At 41.6% G+C, this 17,350-nt stretch carries 10 protein-coding genes and 1 tRNA gene; 10 read left to right on the forward strand and 1 reads right to left on the reverse strand.

Translation table 11 applies throughout. The features are described 5' to 3' along the window. The first annotated feature begins 151 nt into the window (after positions 1-151). The 3 genes from gcvP (at position 152) to AC3IRX_RS10895 (ending at position 5,416) form a co-directional block, all read left to right on the forward strand. A complete protein-coding gene (gcvP, locus tag AC3IRX_RS10885) occupies positions 152-3,007 on the forward strand; it encodes an aminomethyl-transferring glycine dehydrogenase (RefSeq protein ID WP_489210367.1) in 2,856 nt (951 codons plus the stop codon). A gap of 70 nt (positions 3,008-3,077) precedes the next feature. Then, the gene (gene dgt / locus AC3IRX_RS10890; protein ID WP_489210369.1) at positions 3,078-4,433 is read left to right on the forward strand and encodes a dGTP triphosphohydrolase; all 1,356 of its coding nucleotides are present in this window, start codon (positions 3,078-3,080) and stop codon (positions 4,431-4,433) included. 62 nt (positions 4,434-4,495) lie between these two features. Continuing rightward, positions 4,496-5,416 (forward strand): SPFH domain-containing protein, encoded by a 921-nt coding sequence (locus AC3IRX_RS10895; RefSeq protein WP_489210370.1) that lies wholly within the window; start codon positions 4,496-4,498, stop codon positions 5,414-5,416. Positions 5,417-5,787: 371 nt separating this feature from the next. On the opposite strand, the gene AC3IRX_RS10900 is transcribed toward AC3IRX_RS10895, so the two are convergent. Continuing rightward, positions 5,788-7,473 (reverse strand): APC family permease, encoded by a 1,686-nt coding sequence (locus AC3IRX_RS10900; protein WP_489210372.1) that lies wholly within the window; start codon positions 7,471-7,473, stop codon positions 5,788-5,790. 245 nt (positions 7,474-7,718) lie between these two features. Between AC3IRX_RS10900 and AC3IRX_RS10905 the strand changes: the two genes are divergently transcribed. The 7 genes from AC3IRX_RS10905 (at position 7,719) to typA (ending at position 17,233) form a co-directional block, all read left to right on the forward strand. Next, entirely contained in the window at positions 7,719-10,679 is a 2,961-nt protein-coding gene (locus tag AC3IRX_RS10905) for a tetratricopeptide repeat protein (protein ID WP_489210374.1), read from the forward strand. Between the two features lie 57 nt (positions 10,680-10,736). After that, positions 10,737-12,521 (forward strand): TonB-dependent receptor, encoded by a 1,785-nt coding sequence (locus AC3IRX_RS10910; RefSeq protein ID WP_489210376.1) that lies wholly within the window; start codon positions 10,737-10,739, stop codon positions 12,519-12,521. 17 nt (positions 12,522-12,538) lie between these two features. Then, a tRNA-Arg gene (locus AC3IRX_RS10915) sits at positions 12,539-12,610 on the forward strand. Positions 12,611-12,752: 142 nt separating this feature from the next. Then, on the forward strand, positions 12,753-13,337 hold the full coding sequence (locus AC3IRX_RS10920) for a Crp/Fnr family transcriptional regulator (protein WP_489210377.1): 585 nt from the start codon (positions 12,753-12,755) through the stop codon (positions 13,335-13,337). Between the two features lie 67 nt (positions 13,338-13,404). After that, a complete protein-coding gene (locus AC3IRX_RS10925) occupies positions 13,405-14,331 on the forward strand; it encodes an NAD-dependent epimerase/dehydratase family protein (protein ID WP_489210379.1) in 927 nt (308 codons plus the stop codon). 178 nt (positions 14,332-14,509) lie between these two features. Then, positions 14,510-15,196, forward strand: a complete 687-nt coding sequence (locus AC3IRX_RS10930) for a DedA family protein (protein WP_489210381.1) — start codon at positions 14,510-14,512, stop codon at positions 15,194-15,196. Between the two features lie 234 nt (positions 15,197-15,430). Further along, positions 15,431-17,233 (forward strand): translational GTPase TypA, encoded by a 1,803-nt coding sequence (gene typA, locus AC3IRX_RS10935; protein ID WP_459084276.1) that lies wholly within the window; start codon positions 15,431-15,433, stop codon positions 17,231-17,233. Positions 17,234-17,350 lie beyond the last annotated feature (117 nt).

Below are 17,350 nucleotides of genomic sequence, written 5' to 3' on the forward strand. Positions count from 1 at the left end.
ATTCATGTTGCAAATATATATTTTTATTTAGAATAATTCCAAATAAAATTAAAGCTTTTTGAAACTTGAGTGCTAAGGAGCAGGGTTGCTACAACCGCCAAATTATTGTATTTTTACCATTCCATTTTGAATCAATAAAATCTGATATAGTATGAATACACACGAGTTTGTGAACCGCCACATTTCCATCAATGAGGCTGACCAAAAAGCCATGTTGGAGTGCACTGGAGCGTCGGATCTGGAGACGTTAGTCTCGCAAACCATTCCCGATTCCATTCGTTTGCAGAGTCCCCTTAATATCACACCGGCCTTAAGTGAATACGAGATGCTTGAGCATTCGAAAGAACTGGCCATGAAGAACAGTGATTTTGCCAATTACATTGGTTTTGGGTACCATGATACGCTTCTACCTTCTGCTGTGAAAAGAAATGTATTTGAAAATCCTTCTTGGTATACGGCCTACACGCCCTACCAAGCAGAGATTGCACAAGGAAGATTGGAAGCCCTTTTAAATTACCAAACCGTGGTGTGCAGCCTTACGGGCTTTGAGCTTGCGAACGCTTCTCTACTCGATGAGTCGACCGCAGCGGCGGAAGCGATGCACATGTTTTTCGAGAGTCGTACCAAAGCTCAAAAGAAAGGAGCCAATAAATTTCTTGTCTCTGACTTGGTTCTGCCTCAAACCCTTGCCGTTCTTTCTACAAAAGCGGAAGGTCTTGAAATTGAACTGGTCGTAGGAGATCATGCGACGCATGACCTGGATGAAACTTACTTTGGAGTGCTTCTCCAATACCCAGGGAAAAACGGGATTGTACTTGATTATACGAGTGACATTACAAGATATAAAGAACTAGACCTTCAAGTCGCTGTGGCTTGTGACCCACTAGCGCTTGTGAAATTAAAATCACCCGCGACCATGGGAGCGGATTGCGCCGTAGGAACTTCTCAGAGATTTGGGATTCCAATGGGGTATGGAGGTCCTCATGCTGCCTTTTTCGCTTGTAAAGAAGACTATAAACGTGTGATTCCAGGTCGTATCATCGGAGTCTCGCAAGATGCGCAGGGAAATAGAGCGCTTCGTATGGCGCTTCAAACCCGAGAGCAGCACATTAAAAGAGAAAGAGCTACTTCTAATATTTGCACCGCGCAAGTACTCCTAGCCGTGATGGCTGGAATGTACGCGGTGTACCACGGTCCAAAAGGTTTAGGCTTTATTGCGGATCAAATTCATTTTAAAACCAATGCACTTTCCAGTGCTTTAAAGGTTTTGGGATACGACGTACAAGAAGAACCTGTATTTGATACGGTAAAAATTTCACTCTCCGAGGAGGAAAAAGCCCAATTGAAACTTCGCATGACGGAGCGCAAAATCAATTTGAATTATTTCACCACAGGAATTGTTAGTATGTCACTGAACGAAGGAACCACCTTAGCCAAGCTAAATAATTTGGTGGAAGCTTTTGCTCAGTTTAAAGGAAAACAGGCCTTTGAATTGGTATTGAAATCCGATTATACAGTCCCTGCAGACCTACTTAGAACCGATGCGATTCTCTCGGAAGAAGTGTTCAACTCCTACCATACTGAAACGGAACTCATGCGCTATATTAAGCGTTTAGAAAGAAAGGATTTGTCTCTGACGCATTCCATGATATCTCTTGGATCGTGCACCATGAAACTAAATGCGGCCACTCAGATGCTTCCGCTTTCTTGGGGAGAATGGGGAAATATTCATCCCTTCGTTCCTGTAGAACAGGCCCAAGGTTACCAAGAAATGATAGCAGAACTTGAAAAAGACCTTTCTGAAATTACAGGATTTGCAGCGACCTCTCTACAGCCCAATTCAGGAGCGCAAGGAGAGTACTCGGGACTGATGGTCATTAGAGCCTACCACATTTCAAGAGGAGATTCCCACCGCCATATTGTACTAATTCCACAATCGGCGCACGGGACCAATCCTGCTTCTGCGGTTTTAGCGGGAATGAAAGTGGTCGTGGTGAAAAACTTAGAAAATGGTGAAATCGATAGCGAAGATTTAAAAGCGAAAGCAGAACTGCATAAAGAAAATCTTGCAGCGGCCATGATTACCTACCCATCGACTTATGGATTCTTTGATGAAAACATCAAAGAAATTATCCAAATCATCCATGACAATGGAGGACAAGTTTATATGGATGGAGCCAACATGAATGCGCAAGTAGGATTTACCAGCCCAGGTCATATCGGGGCTGATGTATGCCATTTGAACCTACATAAAACCTTTGCCATTCCACACGGAGGCGGTGGCCCAGGGGTAGGACCTATTTGTGTAGCGAAGCACCTTGCTCCTTTCTTACCAACCAATGCGAATGTAAGAACAGGAGGAAGTCAGGCGCTTAAAGGAATTTCTGCAGCACCTTACGGTTCTTCCTTAGTGCTTAATATTTCCTACGCGTACATCAAGATGTTAGGAACCAAAGGCCTAGAGCTTTCTACGCAATATGCTATTTTAAACGCAAACTACTTGAAAGAAGTACTTGCTGAGCATTATCCGATCCTTTACCAAAACGATAAAGGCCGTGTTGCCCATGAATGCATTGTCGATTTTAGACAGTACAAGCCGCTAGGCATTGAAGTGGCAGACATTGCAAAACGACTTATGGATTATGGTTTCCATGCTCCTACCGTATCGTTCCCAGTAGCCGGAACTCTTATGATTGAACCTACGGAATCGGAAAGCAAAGCCGAAATCGATCGCTTCGCAGAAGCTTTAATTGCCATTAAAGCCGAAATTGAAGAAATTGCAAGCGGAGAAGCGGATAAAGAAAACAACGTGCTTAAAAATGCACCGCATACAGAGCAGGTGGTGATTTCGGATGCATGGGATCGTCCTTACAGCCGTGAAAAAGCAGCCTATCCACTGGATTGGGTAAGAGACCACAAGTTCTTTGCCACGGTCTCTCGAGTGGACGAAGCGTATGGGGACCGGAATCTAATTTGTACTTGTGAGCCCATAGAAGCTTATATGTAAAACCTACCCTAATTCGAATGTTTTTAAAAGAATTCCTGGATTAACCTCCAGGAATTCTTATTTTTGGAGTATGCGATTAAACCAAATCTACAGCCATCAGCGAACCGGGAACCAAGGGGGTCTACCGGGGAATCGAAACGATTTTCAACGAGATTACGATCGGATCATATTTTCCTCTGCTTTTCGTCGTTTACAAAATAAGACTCAAGTTTTTCCTTTGCCCGGTAGTGTGTTTGTACACAATCGATTAACCCATTCTCTTGAGGTTTCTACCGTAGGGAGAAGTTTAGGGGCTATGGCGGGAGAATTTATCGTCGATCGGTATGCAAAGGATTTAAATTTGAATGCGAAGGACTTCTACCTTCACAATTTAAGTCAAGTCGTGAGCGCAGCCTGTCTCTGCCACGATGTGGGGAACCCTGCCTTTGGGCATTCAGGCGAAGATGCCATTGCGAGTTATTTCCAACGGAACGAGTCTGGTTTAAAGCAAAGGTTTACGCCTGAAGAATGGGGGGATTTTGTAAACTTTGAAGGCAATGCAAATGCGATGCGAGTTCTTACCCACCAGCAAACTGGAAAGGACAAAGGAGGGACGCAATTAACGCACACGACCTTGGCATCCATTGCAAAATACCCTTGTGAATCCTTAGGGAAAGCAAAGGGAAGTTTGCATCAGAAGAAATTTGGATTTTTTCAAAATGAAAAAGAAACCTTTGAGCAAATCGCCTTAAGTGTGAGCCTTCCCCAGCAAAGTAGGGATCCACTGGTTTACAAGCGTCATCCTTTTGTATGGCTTGTGGAAGCAGCCGATGATATTTGCTACAATATCATTGATATGGAGGACGCTCACCGATTGAAAATCGTATCGACCAGTGACATTGAAGGACTCTTTATGGAGTTAATCCGTTCGGAGAATCCCAATACCCTTCGAGTCGAGGCAAAATTGCAGGTTCTCTCGAACGATAATGAACGCATTTCGTATTTAAGAGCCAAGGTCATTAATGCGCTTATCAACAAAGCGATTCAGAATTACAAGGATCATTTTGAACCGATTTTAGAGGGCAGCCTCAGCATGGCGCTGATGGATACTTACAAAAAGGAGAACAAAGCCTTTCAAGAAATTGAATCCTTCTCCATCGAAAAAATATATGGACATCGTTCCGTGGTGGAGATCGAGAATGCGGGCTACAATGTGATGTATGAACTCTTAGATCATTTTGTTCCTCCGATTCTTAAAACCCGGCAGGAGCGAAAATCCTATGAGAAAAAAGCGATCGAACTCCTGCCCACTCAATTTTTATACGAAGAGGGAAGTGATTATCAAAAAGTCCTAGGGGTGGTGGATTTCATTTCCGGAATGACCGATAATTTCGCGACGGATCTGTACCGGAAAATTAAAGGGATTGAAATTGGAATGAGTGTTTAGAATTTCATAGAATTTACCTATCTTTAAGCACCGATTTTAATAAAAAATAAAATAATTTAACTATGCCTATACTTGGAATTCTAGGGTTTATTGCCCTGTTAATTTTGTTTGCTTCTTTCTTTATTGTGAAGCAACAAACCGCCGCAATTGTGGAACGTTTTGGAAAACTACAAAGCGTGCGTCATGCAGGTTTTCATTTGAAAATCCCAATAATTGATCAAATCTCAAGACGAGTAAGTCTTCGTATTCAACAGCTTGATGTCATTATTGATACCAAGACTTTAGACAACGTATTTGTAAAAATGAAAGTTTCCGTACAATACCAAGTAATTAGAGAACAAGTAGCGGATTCCTTCTATAAACTAGAATACCCAGAGGGACAGATTACCTCCTATGTATTTGATGTGGTGAGAGCAGAAGTGCCGAAAATGAAATTAGACGATGTGTTCGTTCGAAAAGACGACGTGGCCATTGCCGTGAAAAGCGAATTGCAAGAAGCGATGCAAAGTTATGGATACGATATCATCAAAGCTCTTGTAACCGACATTGACCCTGATGAACAGGTTAAACATGCAATGAACCGTATCAATGCAGCAGAAAGAGAAAAAACAGCGGCTGAATACGAATCCGAAGCTCAAAGAATCCGGATTGTTGCGGTTGCAAAAGCAGAAGCGGAAAGCAAGAAACTTCAAGGGCAAGGGATTGCAGACCAAAGGCGAGAAATTGCGAAAGGTCTAAAAGAATCTGTGGAGATGTTGAACAATGTGAATATTAATGCCGCAGAAGCTTCGGCTCTGATTGTGGTAACTCAGCATTATGACACGCTAAACTCCGTAGGTTCTAACAACCGAAGCAATTTGGTTTTACTTCCGAATTCCCCGACAGCAGCAAGCAACATGCTAAACGATTTAGTCGTTTCAATGGCTGCGACGCAGCAGTTTTCGGATTTAGACAAAGCTCCTTATCCAGACGCGAAAAAGTAATTCGGAATTTTATCCCGTAAACAAATTTGTACTAGGCCGTCTCGATGTTCAATCGAGACGGTTTTTTGTTGTCTGAGAAGGATATAGCCTCTGTCTGCCCTAAAGAGATTCGAGCGCAAATCAAATCGTAAGATAGAATAGCCTTTAGTGAATAAAGACACCGCAGATTTGAAAGTGTCGATCTTTAGTTAGAAACCCTAGGAGCAGAAGGATTGTAGGTTTAAAGAAAGAAAGGCGTGTTTGGGCTCTTACTCTTAGGTGTCTTAGGTAAGATGAATCCCTTCGAATAGTTCCTTTTGTCCCAAAAGAAAAAGACCACAAAGGAAAACGATTTTTTCTTTGTGGTCTTTTTTTTAGGGGGCGTTTGAATGCTATTTCAAATCGCCATTCATTTCTTTTTCAAGCTTGCTGTTTTTCATTCCGAAACAGAAATAGATAATAAGCCCAATGGCGAACCAAATCGCAAACCAGAACCAGTTGTCATGGGTCATCCCCGTCAGAAGATAAAGACAAGAGGTAAGTCCTAGCAAGGGGATTAAATTGAGTTCTTTTACAATTGAGAGAACGGCAAGTACGGAAGTGACCACAAGGAATATGCACAGAGACATATTGAATTCTCCATCGATAGGATCGCTCCAGTTAAGTAAATTATGGAAAAATTGAGGTTGCCAATAATAGAAGCCAAGAACGCACACCACAAATAAGGGCGTAAAGATGTACTTGGAACTAACAAACGGCAAGTGAAATCTGCCCTTGATTTTTTCCTTTCTCGGCATAAGCAAAATCCCTCCGTTGACTAGAATGAAAGCGAAAATGGTTCCAATACTCGTAAAATCTAAGATGAAGGATTTGTCAGTGAAAAGAATGGGCACCCCGACCGCGATTCCGGTTGCAATGGTTGCGAAGGAAGGGGTTTTGTATTTTGGGTGAATGGTAGCGAATCTCTTAGGCAATAGCCCGTCTCTACTCATGGCATACCAAATTCTAGGCTGTCCCATTTGGAATACTAGCAATACGGCGGTTATGGCAACAATAGCCGTGATGGAGACTGTGAATTCCATCCAAGGAATATTGGCATTTTGAGGTGCAAAGATAAAGGATAGGGGATCGCCCACGCCTTCGAATTTGCGGTAATCCACCATTCCGGTGAGAATTAAAGTCAGTGCGATATAAACCAGGGTACTCGCTACTAGGGAAATAATCATCCCTCTAGGTAAGTTTTTTTGCGGGTTCTTGGTTTCTTCTGATAGTACGCTTAGGGCATCAAACCCAATGTACGCAAAGAAAACTCCAGATACGGCGGCCATCACTCCCGTAAATCCATTTGGCATAAAGTTCGAAATCCCTTGTGAATCGATGGGGGTCCAGTTGTCTGTATTGATAAAGGTAACGCCTACCGCTATTATAAGTACGATCACCGCTAGTTTTAAGATCACTAGCAAATTGTTGAAATTCTTACTTTCTTTAATTCCAATGTAGACTAGGGCTGTAATTAATATGTTAATGATAAGGGCTGGAATGTCCACAATAAATTTGAAACCTAAGAATTCGGGAGCTGAATTCCAAGCATTGAGTAGACCTGCATGCTCAGAGCCTCGCTCTACCGCTTTCATGGCTTCGGGATAGGAGGTGGCAAGATAGTCCGGAAAGTAGATACCAATGCTTTCTAAAAAACTCGTAAAGTAATCACTCCAAGAAAAAGCTACATAGATATTTCCAAAAGAATACTCCATGATTAGGGCCCAACCAATGATCCAAGCAATCAGTTCCCCGAAACTTGCGTAGGCGTAGGTGTAGGCACTTCCTGCGGTGGGAATTCGGCTCGCGAACTCCGCATAGGAGAGGGCAGTGAATGCACAGGCAATTCCACAGACGACATAAAGGGTGATGACACCAGGGCCTCCGCGAAAGATGGCTTCCCCTAAACTGCTAAAACTTCCTGCACCAATAATGGCAGCTAAACCAAAAAAGACGATGTCCCACATGCCCAGGACTCGATTTAGGTTTGTACTCTTGTCTTCTGGGTTGTATTTTTTTCTTCTGAAAAGTTGACTCATAGTTTAATTGAAAAAGCAAATGTAAGTAAAATTGTTTTTTTCGAAATCTAAAATAGACCTTTCCTTGATTTTCTTTTGATAATTGAGTCTTTATTGCTGAATTTGTAACAGGCAATTCAATGGTCGTATTTGTCAGGAAAGAGATTCAGTTATCCACATCTTAACAATAAGTTAAAAAGTTGTATATACAATAAGTTTTCGATAATTTCGTTGATTAAATGTTATTAACTTTCTTTCAAAATACAATGGGTACCAATAAAATTATTCTTTCTGCGGCAGTTGTTTTTTCAGGCATTGCCTATGCACAACAGTCGCAATACTATACACCAAAAGAACAGTACCGCTATGATTTGGCTGAAAATCTGTATCAGACTAAAATCTACAATGCTTCGCAATTTGAATACGCAAGGCAGTATTTTTATAACCAGCAGCTAAGTCGAAGTGAGAAAGAGGCTTCTCAATTTTTTGACAACGTAATTGGCGTCATGTTAGAGAAGAGTTACGCAGAGAAGGGTCTTGAGGCTTTTATGAAAGAGTACCCAAATTCAGCTTATTTTGCGCAGGCCAATTTGCCCCTAGCCGATTATTATCTGGCACAAAAGGACTTTGCCTCCGCACTGGAAACCCTGCAGAAGGTGAATCAGTATCAACTCTCCAAAGAAGAAAACTCAGAGTATATACTAAAACTAGGGTACGCTAAGTTTATGACGGGTGACACCGCTGGGGCCTTAGAAGCTTTAGAAGAAGTCTATGCCCAGTCGCCAGGAGAAACGAGAGGTCAAGTTGCCTACATGCTAGGGCATCTCTATTATTCAGAAAATCAAAATGAAAATGCATTTCATTATTTTGATTCCATTAAAGAAGATCCTGAGTTAGGATCCCTCGTAAGACCCTATTACGTTCAGCTCTATTTTAATAACAAACAATACGACCAGGCCATTGAGGAGGGAAACTCTCTATTAGATTCTAATATATCGGAATCTTATAAAATGGAAGTCCATAAAATCATTGGAGAAAGTTATTTCATGAAGGGAGAGTATGCTCAGGCTTATCCTCATTTAAAGATCTACCTCGATTCTCAAGGAAATCCCTCGGAGAGTGATTTGTATGAGATGGGTTTTGTAAGCGCTGAGGCCGGACGTTACCAGGAGGCCGTAAGCTATTACAATCGCCTGATTAACTCCAATTCTGCATTGGCTCAAAATGCCTACTATCAATTAGGAAATGCGTATTTGCAAACCGAAGCCAAGAAAGAGGCGCTCTCTGCTTTTCGTTCCGCCTATCAAATGACTTACGACCCCAAGGTGCAAAAGCTTTCCCATGCACAATATGCAAAATTAAGTTACGATCTTGGAAACCCTTTTGAAGCGCCACCCAAAGTAATTCAAAACTATATTGATTTGTATCCTCAGGATGCAAGTACCGCTGAGATGGAGAAACTGCTTGTGAAGTCCTACCTTTATTCTGGGAGTTTTAAAGAAACCTTGTCCGCGATTGATAAACTTCCGAACTCGACTCCTGAAATTGATAAAGTAGACCAGGAAGTTTCTTATATGTTAGGAACCGAAGAATTTAACAAAGGAAATTTAGACCAGGCGGAGGCTTATTTTCTACGAAGCTTAGAATTTCATCTAAATCCTGAATTTAGAAATCGAGCCATGTACTGGCTCGCACAAACCTACTACCAAAAAGGAAATTATCCCTCTGCGATTGTTCGTTTTGAGAGTTTAACTTCCGAGAGTTTTCCCGAAAAATCGCAATTAGAGTATGACCTTGGGTATGCTTATTTTAAATCTGGGAATTTTGAAAAAGCGCAGATGCATTTTAAAAATTACCTGCAGGATCCAAGCGAGGCCTTTAAAAACGATGCGGAACTGCGTCTGGCAGACACTTACTATGCAAACAATCAATTAAACGAAGCGATTGCCCTGTACGACAAGACGACCAATGCAAATGATTATACCCTGTTTCAAAAGGGGATGGCACTTGGATTTAAGGGAGACTCGGTCGGGAAAATTGCAGCCCTAAATTCGCTTACCTCTACCTATCCTGATTCCGATTATGCGGACGATGCACTCTACGAAATTGCAGCGGCCCATGCTTCGAATGAGGAGTATGGAAAATCAAATGAGTTTTTCAATAGGGTAATTAAACAAAGTGCAGATCCTGATTTGGTAGCGAATGCTTCTATCTATCTTGCGCAAAACGAAATGGATCAAGGAAAAGATACGGAGGCTCTCAATCGATTAAAATCCCTTGCAGAGCGATACAAAGATACTTCGTACGCAGATAAAATTGTTTTGGTGTCTAGACCTCTCTTTATTGAAAAAGGGGATGTAGAAGGATACCAGAATTTTGCTCGTACGATTGGAGTCAATTTGAATGCCTCGGATCTGGATGATGCAACCCTTGGCTCTGCGAGAGGATTTTATAGCCAGAAAGACTATAAGAAAGCCATTCCGCTTTATGAAAGTTATTTAACCAAAAACCCTTCCGGTGCGCCACGTTACCAAGCCCAGTTTGAATTAGGCGATAGTTTCTATCGCTCAGGCCAGGAGGCGAAATCCCTTTTGGTTTTGCAAGAGGTAGCGCAGGTACAAAACGATTACCAAGGGGAGGCTCAAACTAGGATTGCTCAAATTTATTTAGCACAAGGCAATACGCAAGAGGCGAAGACCTACTTAGAGGCTCTAGCGAAATCTTCCAACGTGAACTTGAAGGATTTTGCGAATGTGCAACTTATGAACTTGTATGCAAAACAGAACGACCTTTCAAAAGCGCAAACCTATGCAACCCTTGTGCTTGCAAACTCGAAGAATTCGGCTGCAGTACTTGAAAGTGCGAAAGTAATTAGCGCTCGGGCTCAGCTACAAAGTGGAAAAGACGGACAAGCAAAATCGGCGTATGCCTCTTTAGAGCGCTCCGCGAATGCGAGCGTAGCCGCGGAGGCGCTTTATGCAAAAGCGTATTTCCAGAACAAGGAGAAAAGCTACAAGTCCTCTAATGAAACGATCTTTAAGCTAGCCAATAATTATGCCTCCGAAGAGTATTGGGGAGCCAAAGCCCTCGTGGTTATGGCCAAAAATTACATCGGTTTAAAGGATAGCTACCAAGCAAGTTACACACTGGATCAAATTATTGCCAACTATAAGGATTTTCCAGACGTTGTGGCTGAGGCGAAAGAGGCCAAAAAACAAATTAAATAGAAAATTTAATTGCCCTGAAATAGGGAATTACAATCGCATAACGGATTTACTTTTAAAATGAATAAATACACTCATAAACTAATAGTACTCGGGCTTTTTGTTAGCTCTGTATCAGTCTTCGCTCAAATTCAAGAGGAGCGTTTGGTCTTAGAGAAAAAACGTGAGCCAGAGGTGAAGAAGATCGAGAAAAAGAAAACATCGGTTGAAACCATAAAAAATTATCCCCCTGAAGAAAAATCAGCGGTTCCGGTAAAGTACGATATCACGAACGTGCCTGCTTCTTCTGATTTTCAAACCTCGACCATTGCGGGATCCGACATTGCTCCCGACTTTCAGGCGGATAAACAGGCCAATTATTTCCGGGTGGGCTATGGCAATTATTCTAAATTTTTAGCCGACGGAGCCCTCTCCACAAAAATTGAAGACAATTTGGAACTAGGTGCGGATCTACACTTCTTATCCACCGGTGGGCTTAAAAAGGACTATGCTTGGAGTTCTAAGCAAAGTGCGGCAAGCCTAGGAGCGTATTTGAACTCCTACGGAGAAAAAGGAAAATTAAATATCAATGCCAATTTTGCGCTTGATGATTACAATCTGTACGGGATTTACGCGATGGAACCGGCCAGTTCGGTAGACCTTCAACAAAAGGTGACGGAATTTAAAGTAAATGGGTACTATGACTTTTATTCGAATGAAATTTTGAATGATGTAAGAGTGAAATCTTCTTTTCTGTCGGATCATTTTGATGCGAAAGAATCGCAAGTTTCCCTCGCTACCAATCTCTCCAAGCATGGAGTTAGTTTGCCCATTAGTGATCTCGTGATGAATGCAGACCTAGGGGTAGGACTTGAGTCCTTGAATTCTGAGTTTTCTCTTCTCAACCAAAACCATAGCCAATTTTTGAATTTTGAATTAAGTCCAGAGGTGACTTTTCGAAAAGGGGAATCCTACTTAAGAGTAGGTTCTGGGTTTTCTTTCCTCAGCTCTAAATATAACAATCAAATGGCTGTAGCAAGAGAAACTTCGAACGAGACCTATTGGTTTCCCAAAGCTGAACTTCTACTCGCTGCAAGTCCAGAATTTAAATTTTATGCAGGAGTTGACGGGGGACTAGAGCTGAACTCGTATAGTGAGATGCTTAGTGAAAATCCATTCCTGGTCTCGGACCAATTAGTCAAACCGACTGAAACAAAGTACCATTTTTATTTTGGTGTGAAAGGAGACCTTGATCAACAATTTAAATACGATTTAAATGGGGGATTTGGGAAAGTAAATGATCTCATGTTCTTTGGCGCAAATTCTATTTTTGACACGAACGATACACTTAATCGAAGCGCATATAACTATGCGAATACGTTCTCGGCTCTTTACGATAGCGGAACCCTTAGTACAGTAAACGCAAGTGTTTCCTATTTTCCACTAGCGAACTTAGCACTTGATGCTGAGGTGAACTATGAAAGTTATGATTTAGACAACTACAGCGAAGTTTACAATAAGCCTTTGGTGAAAGCCTCCATTGGAGCACAGTACACCATGCTGGATAAAAAACTACACCTAGGTTTTAAAGGAATTTTTGCTTCCCAAAGAACCACAAACTCGTTTAATATCTCCCCTGTGCTTAATCCGGACGTGCCAGGCTCTATGGTTCTAAGTTCCACAGAAAATACAAACGATAAGGTGAAAGGCTATGGAGATTTAAATCTATCGGCAGAATACAAAATTCATAAAAATTTCAGTATTTTTGCGCTCGGAAATAACCTTCTTAGTAGCAAGTACGAGACCTTTAAAGGATATAAAGTACTGGGCGCCCAAGTGGTAGGAGGTGTGAAAATCACATTCTAATAGTCGTTGGTTTTTCGGGGCCCATAGTTTAATGGATAGAATTAAAGATTCCGGTTCTTTAGGTTGAGGTTCGATTCCTCATGGGCCTACTCAAACCCCCTAGTTAAGGGGGTTTTGTTGTGTATTCCCCCGAAAGCACCCCCGAAAACAGTCGTAACTTTAAATTCAGTTATTCGGAATGTCAATGGGTTTGGCATTGGGAGTACTCCATTTTTTAATGTACATTTGCGAATGGATCAATTTCTTCAGACTCTCAGTTCTCACGCTACTATTCCTTCGCAGGAGGCGCAGAGATTCTATTCGATTTTCAGAGTGGAAAAGTATAAGAAGAATACCTTATTACTAACTGCGGGTAAAGTCTCCCATGAGGTTTTTTTTGTCCAGAAAGGAAGTCTACGGCAGTATTTCACCAACGAGAAAGGAGCCGTAAAGACGTGCAATTTCGCTTTCGAGGGTGAATTTGTGACGGATCTTGAGAGTTTTGCCAATAAGACGCTTTCAACCACTAACATTATTGCGCTAGAATCGACTGAATGCCTTGTGGCAAGCTGTCAAGAACTGACCGAATACATATCGCAATCCCCCTCTGTTTCTGCATTTTTTAGTTCGCTTGTCGAGAAAATAGCCACAGCGAACATAAGACGCATTCAATCCTTGCTATCCCTGTCGCCCGAAGAACAGCTGGATGAACTGCTCCAAGAACGCCCTCAACTCTTGCAACGATTCCCCCAACGGTATGTTGCTGAATACTTAGGTGTAGCGCCAGAAAGCCTGAGCCGGATCAGAAAGCGGATTCTGACCTCTTCAAAGTCATAACCCAAATCATCGTTTTTGGGGTTACATCTCTCTATTTTTGTATTGTAAACAAAAAAAGAGTAGAATTATGGTACAGGTTGTATTAGGTGCCGGCGGCAGTATAGGCAAACTACTAGCAAAAGAATTAAGACAGTATACAGAAAAGGTGAGATTGGTCTCCCGGAATCCTGAGCGGGTAAATCTTGATGATGAGGTCGTTTCTGCAGATCTAAGAGATGCGGATGCGGTGGAGAAAGTGCTGGCTGGCGCAAAAGTCGCCTATTTGGTTGTAGGGCTGAAGTACGATAGCCGAGTATGGAAAAGAGATTGGCCTCTAATCATCCAAAATGTAGTGAATGGTTGTCTGAAAATGGGGACTAAACTGGTGTTTTTCGACAACGTATACATGTACGATAAAAATGCAGTTCCCAATATGACTGAAAATAGCCAAGTGGCACCCTCCTCTAAGAAGGGAACGGTACGAATGGAAGTGGCTCAGTATATTATGGAGGCGGTAGCAAGTAGAAACCTTAGTGCGCTAATCGCCCGTAGCGCCGATTTCTACGGCCCGGAATCCGAGAATGGCTTATTAAATATATTGGTTCTGAATGCAGTCGCGAAAGGCAAAAAAGCAAACTGGCAGGCCGATCCACATAAAGTCCATTCGTATACTTACACGCCTGATGCGGCTAGGGCCACTGCCATGCTAGGCAATACAGAAAGTGCTTACGGACAGATCTGGCACCTGCCCACTTCCTTTGAGCGGTTGACCGGAGATCAACTTATTGAATTAGCGTATGGCATCAAAAAACAGAAAGCCTCTTACCGAGTTCTAACTCCTTTTGTACTAATTCTAGGCGGGTTGGTTGACAGATCCCTACGTGAGCTGAAGGAAATGCAGTACCAGAATGATCAGGATTACTTTTTCGACAGCGGCAAATTCTGTTCGGCTTTTGCCTTTACTCCGACAAGTTACCGGGAGGGTATCACTCAGACGCTGCAAAGGGGATTGTAGCAAGTGCAAGCCTACTAAATATAGGATAACGATTACTTAAGCTTTGGGTATTGAATTGAAAAGTCGTCCAATTCCATCCTCTCAACCGTAAATTAAAAGTTAAATTTCATTAAAGATTATATTATTATAGCAGGATAGGAAAACGAATCAGTATTTTTGCACCTGTAATAACAATGCTATGGAATTTATACAAACTGTTTTAGACTTCTTTCTACATTTAGACCAGCATCTCTTCACAATGATTATTGATTATGGGGTCTGGATTTATCTTATTTTATTCCTTATCATTTTTGTGGAGACGGGCCTTGTGGTGATGCCCTTTTTGCCAGGGGATTCATTGTTGTTTGCAGCCGGTACTTTTTGTGCAGGTGTAATCGGCGCTACAGGGGAAACAGCAAGTCTCAATTTGTGGCTCGTATTACTAATTTTACTCGTGGCCGCCATCCTTGGCGATACCTGCAATTATTTGCTGGGTGAGAAATTGGGTCTTAAGATGCTTAATTGGAAAGTAAAAGGTAAACCTGTAGTAAATCCTAAATACATTGAACAAACTCAAGAGTTTTATGAGAAGAACGGACCTAAGACTATTATTATTGCGCGGTTTGTTCCCATTGTAAGAACCTTTGCTCCCTTTGTGGCCGGTATTGGATCTATGCATTATTCCACGTTTATTCGCTACAATGTGATCGGTGGTTTCATTTGGGTGGTCGGATTAACACTGATGGGGTATTTCTTCGGGAACATTCCTTTTGTACAACAAAACTTTGAGGTGGTGATCTTTGGGATTATTGGACTCTCACTACTTCCTATGGTTTGGGAGTATATAAATATGAAGTTTCTGAAAAAAAAGTCAGAAGTTCAATAAAAAATTGCAAAGACCAGAATTTAAATCTGGTCTTTTTGCTTGCAATGCCAACCTGAAGCAGTTTGGAATCTATTGCCTCGATATTCGAAAAGGCTGAAAAATAGTTATGTTTTCGAAGATTTTTGTTCTGAAACCTTAAGGTTAAGATTTTAATGTTAAGGAAAAATTATTTTTTTAAGTTTTTTTTATCAAATTGATTAAGATTCCTTACTTTTGTGGCGTCAAAAAATGAATATGCAAAACATTAGAAATATTGCGATTATCGCACACGTTGACCACGGTAAAACTACTCTGGTTGATAAGATCATCCATGCGACCAGTGTATTTAGGGAAAACCAAGAGTCTGGTGAGCTAATCATGGATAACAATGATTTGGAAAGAGAGCGTGGAATCACGATTCTTTCTAAAAACATTTCTGTTACTTACAAAGACACAAAGATCAATGTAATTGATACCCCTGGTCACGCCGATTTTGGTGGAGAGGTAGAAAGAGTACTTAAAATGGCAGACGGTGTGGTTCTTTTGGTAGACGCATTTGAAGGTCCCATGCCTCAAACTCGTTTTGTACTTCAAAAGGCATTAGAACTTGGACTAAAACCGATTGTGGTTATTAATAAAGTGGATAAAGACAACTGTCGTCCTGAAGAAGTTCACGACAATGTATTCGATTTGTTCTTCAATTTAGGAGCGACCGAGGAGCAGTTAGATTTCCCAACCTTTTACGGGTCTTCAAAACAGGGATGGTTTAACACCAGTCTTACCCCAGGAGATACAATTCTTCCCCTACTTGATGGAATCCTTCAGTATGTACCGGAGCCAAAAACTGAGGAAGGCAGTGTACAAATGCAAGTAACTTCCCTTGACTTTTCTTCTTTCTTAGGGCGTATTGCCATTGGAAAGATTGCAAGAGGAGTGATCAAAGAAGGCATGTGGATTGGTCTTGCGCAAGAAGGCGGAAAAATAATCAAAGGAAAGGTAAAAGAACTTTATGTTTTTGAAGGTCTAGGAAAGAAGAAAGTAACCGAAGTTTATGCGGGAGATATCTGCGCAATTGTTGGTTTTGATGCTTTCCAAATTGGAGATACATTCGTAGATCTTGAAAACCCAGAGCCCATGGCTAGGTTGACGATCGATGAGCCGACTCTAAACATGACGTTCTCTATTAACAATTCCCCATTCTTCGGGAAAGACGGGAAGTATGTAACTTCCAACCACCTTAAAGAAAGGTTGGAAAAAGAGCTTGAGAAAAACCTTGCCTTAAAAGTTCAACAGACGGACGATGCGAATACATTCCTTGTTTTTGGTAGAGGTATTTTGCACCTTTCTGTGCTTATCGAAACGATGAGACGTGAAGGCTATGAGATGACCATTGGTCAGCCTCAAGTAATTCTAAAAGAAATTGACGGAGTGAAATGCGAGCCTTATGAAAGTATGGTGGTTGACGTTCCGGAAGAATATGCAAGCCGTGTGATTGACCTTGCCACTCAACGTAAAGGAGATCTTCATATAATGGAGACGAAAGGTGAGATGCAACACTTAGAATTCGAAATCCCTTCTAGAGGATTAATCGGACTAAGATCACAAATGCTTACAGCAACTGCAGGAGAAGCCATCATGGCTCACCGTTTTGCAGAATATAAACCCTTCAAAGGAGCGATTGCAGGAAGAGGAAACGGAGTGCTTGTTTCCAAAAACCAAGGACCTTGTACTGCGTATTCAATTGAAAAACTTCAAGACCGTGGACGTTTCTTTGTGGATCCAGGTGAAGAAGTTTACATGGGAATGATCGTGGGGGAACAAAACAAACCCGGTGATCTTGTGGTGAATATTGTAGAAGGAAAGCAGTTGAACAACATGCGTGCATCAGGAAAAGACAAAGACGGAAATATTGCCCCAAAAATTCTACTTTCCTTAGAGGAATGCATGGAGTATATTCAGTCGGACGAAGCGATTGAGGTGACACCGAATTTCATTCGTATGAGAAAGAAAGTACTTTCTGAAGAAGAAAGAAAAAGAAACGATAGAATGGCGAAATAAGAAAGCTATTCAATCAAAGATAGAAATCGTCCCGAATGAAATTTCGGGACGATTCTTTTTTTGTCTCAGGGTAAGAACAAGCACGATGGCTACATCTTTTGAATCCAAATGTTTAAA

The organism is Epilithonimonas sp. KH_059, assembly GCF_057838485.1.

What these genes read in the sequence shown, in the direction of transcription:
- gcvP (WP_489210367.1), top strand. Translation starts at nt 152, where the DNA reads ATGAATACACACGAGTTTGTGAACCGCCACATTTCCATCAATGAGGCT.
- dgt (WP_489210369.1), top strand. Translation starts at nt 3,078, where the DNA reads ATGCGATTAAACCAAATCTACAGCCATCAGCGAACCGGGAACCAAGGG.
- AC3IRX_RS10895 (WP_489210370.1), top strand. Translation starts at nt 4,496, where the DNA reads ATGCCTATACTTGGAATTCTAGGGTTTATTGCCCTGTTAATTTTGTTT.
- AC3IRX_RS10900 (WP_489210372.1), bottom strand. Translation starts at nt 7,473, where the DNA reads ATGAGTCAACTTTTCAGAAGAAAAAAATACAACCCAGAAGACAAGAGT.
- AC3IRX_RS10905 (WP_489210374.1), top strand. Translation starts at nt 7,719, where the DNA reads ATGGGTACCAATAAAATTATTCTTTCTGCGGCAGTTGTTTTTTCAGGC.
- AC3IRX_RS10910 (WP_489210376.1), top strand. Translation starts at nt 10,737, where the DNA reads ATGAATAAATACACTCATAAACTAATAGTACTCGGGCTTTTTGTTAGC.
- AC3IRX_RS10920 (WP_489210377.1), top strand. Translation starts at nt 12,753, where the DNA reads ATGGATCAATTTCTTCAGACTCTCAGTTCTCACGCTACTATTCCTTCG.
- AC3IRX_RS10925 (WP_489210379.1), top strand. Translation starts at nt 13,405, where the DNA reads ATGGTACAGGTTGTATTAGGTGCCGGCGGCAGTATAGGCAAACTACTA.
- AC3IRX_RS10930 (WP_489210381.1), top strand. Translation starts at nt 14,510, where the DNA reads ATGGAATTTATACAAACTGTTTTAGACTTCTTTCTACATTTAGACCAG.
- typA (WP_459084276.1), top strand. Translation starts at nt 15,431, where the DNA reads ATGCAAAACATTAGAAATATTGCGATTATCGCACACGTTGACCACGGT.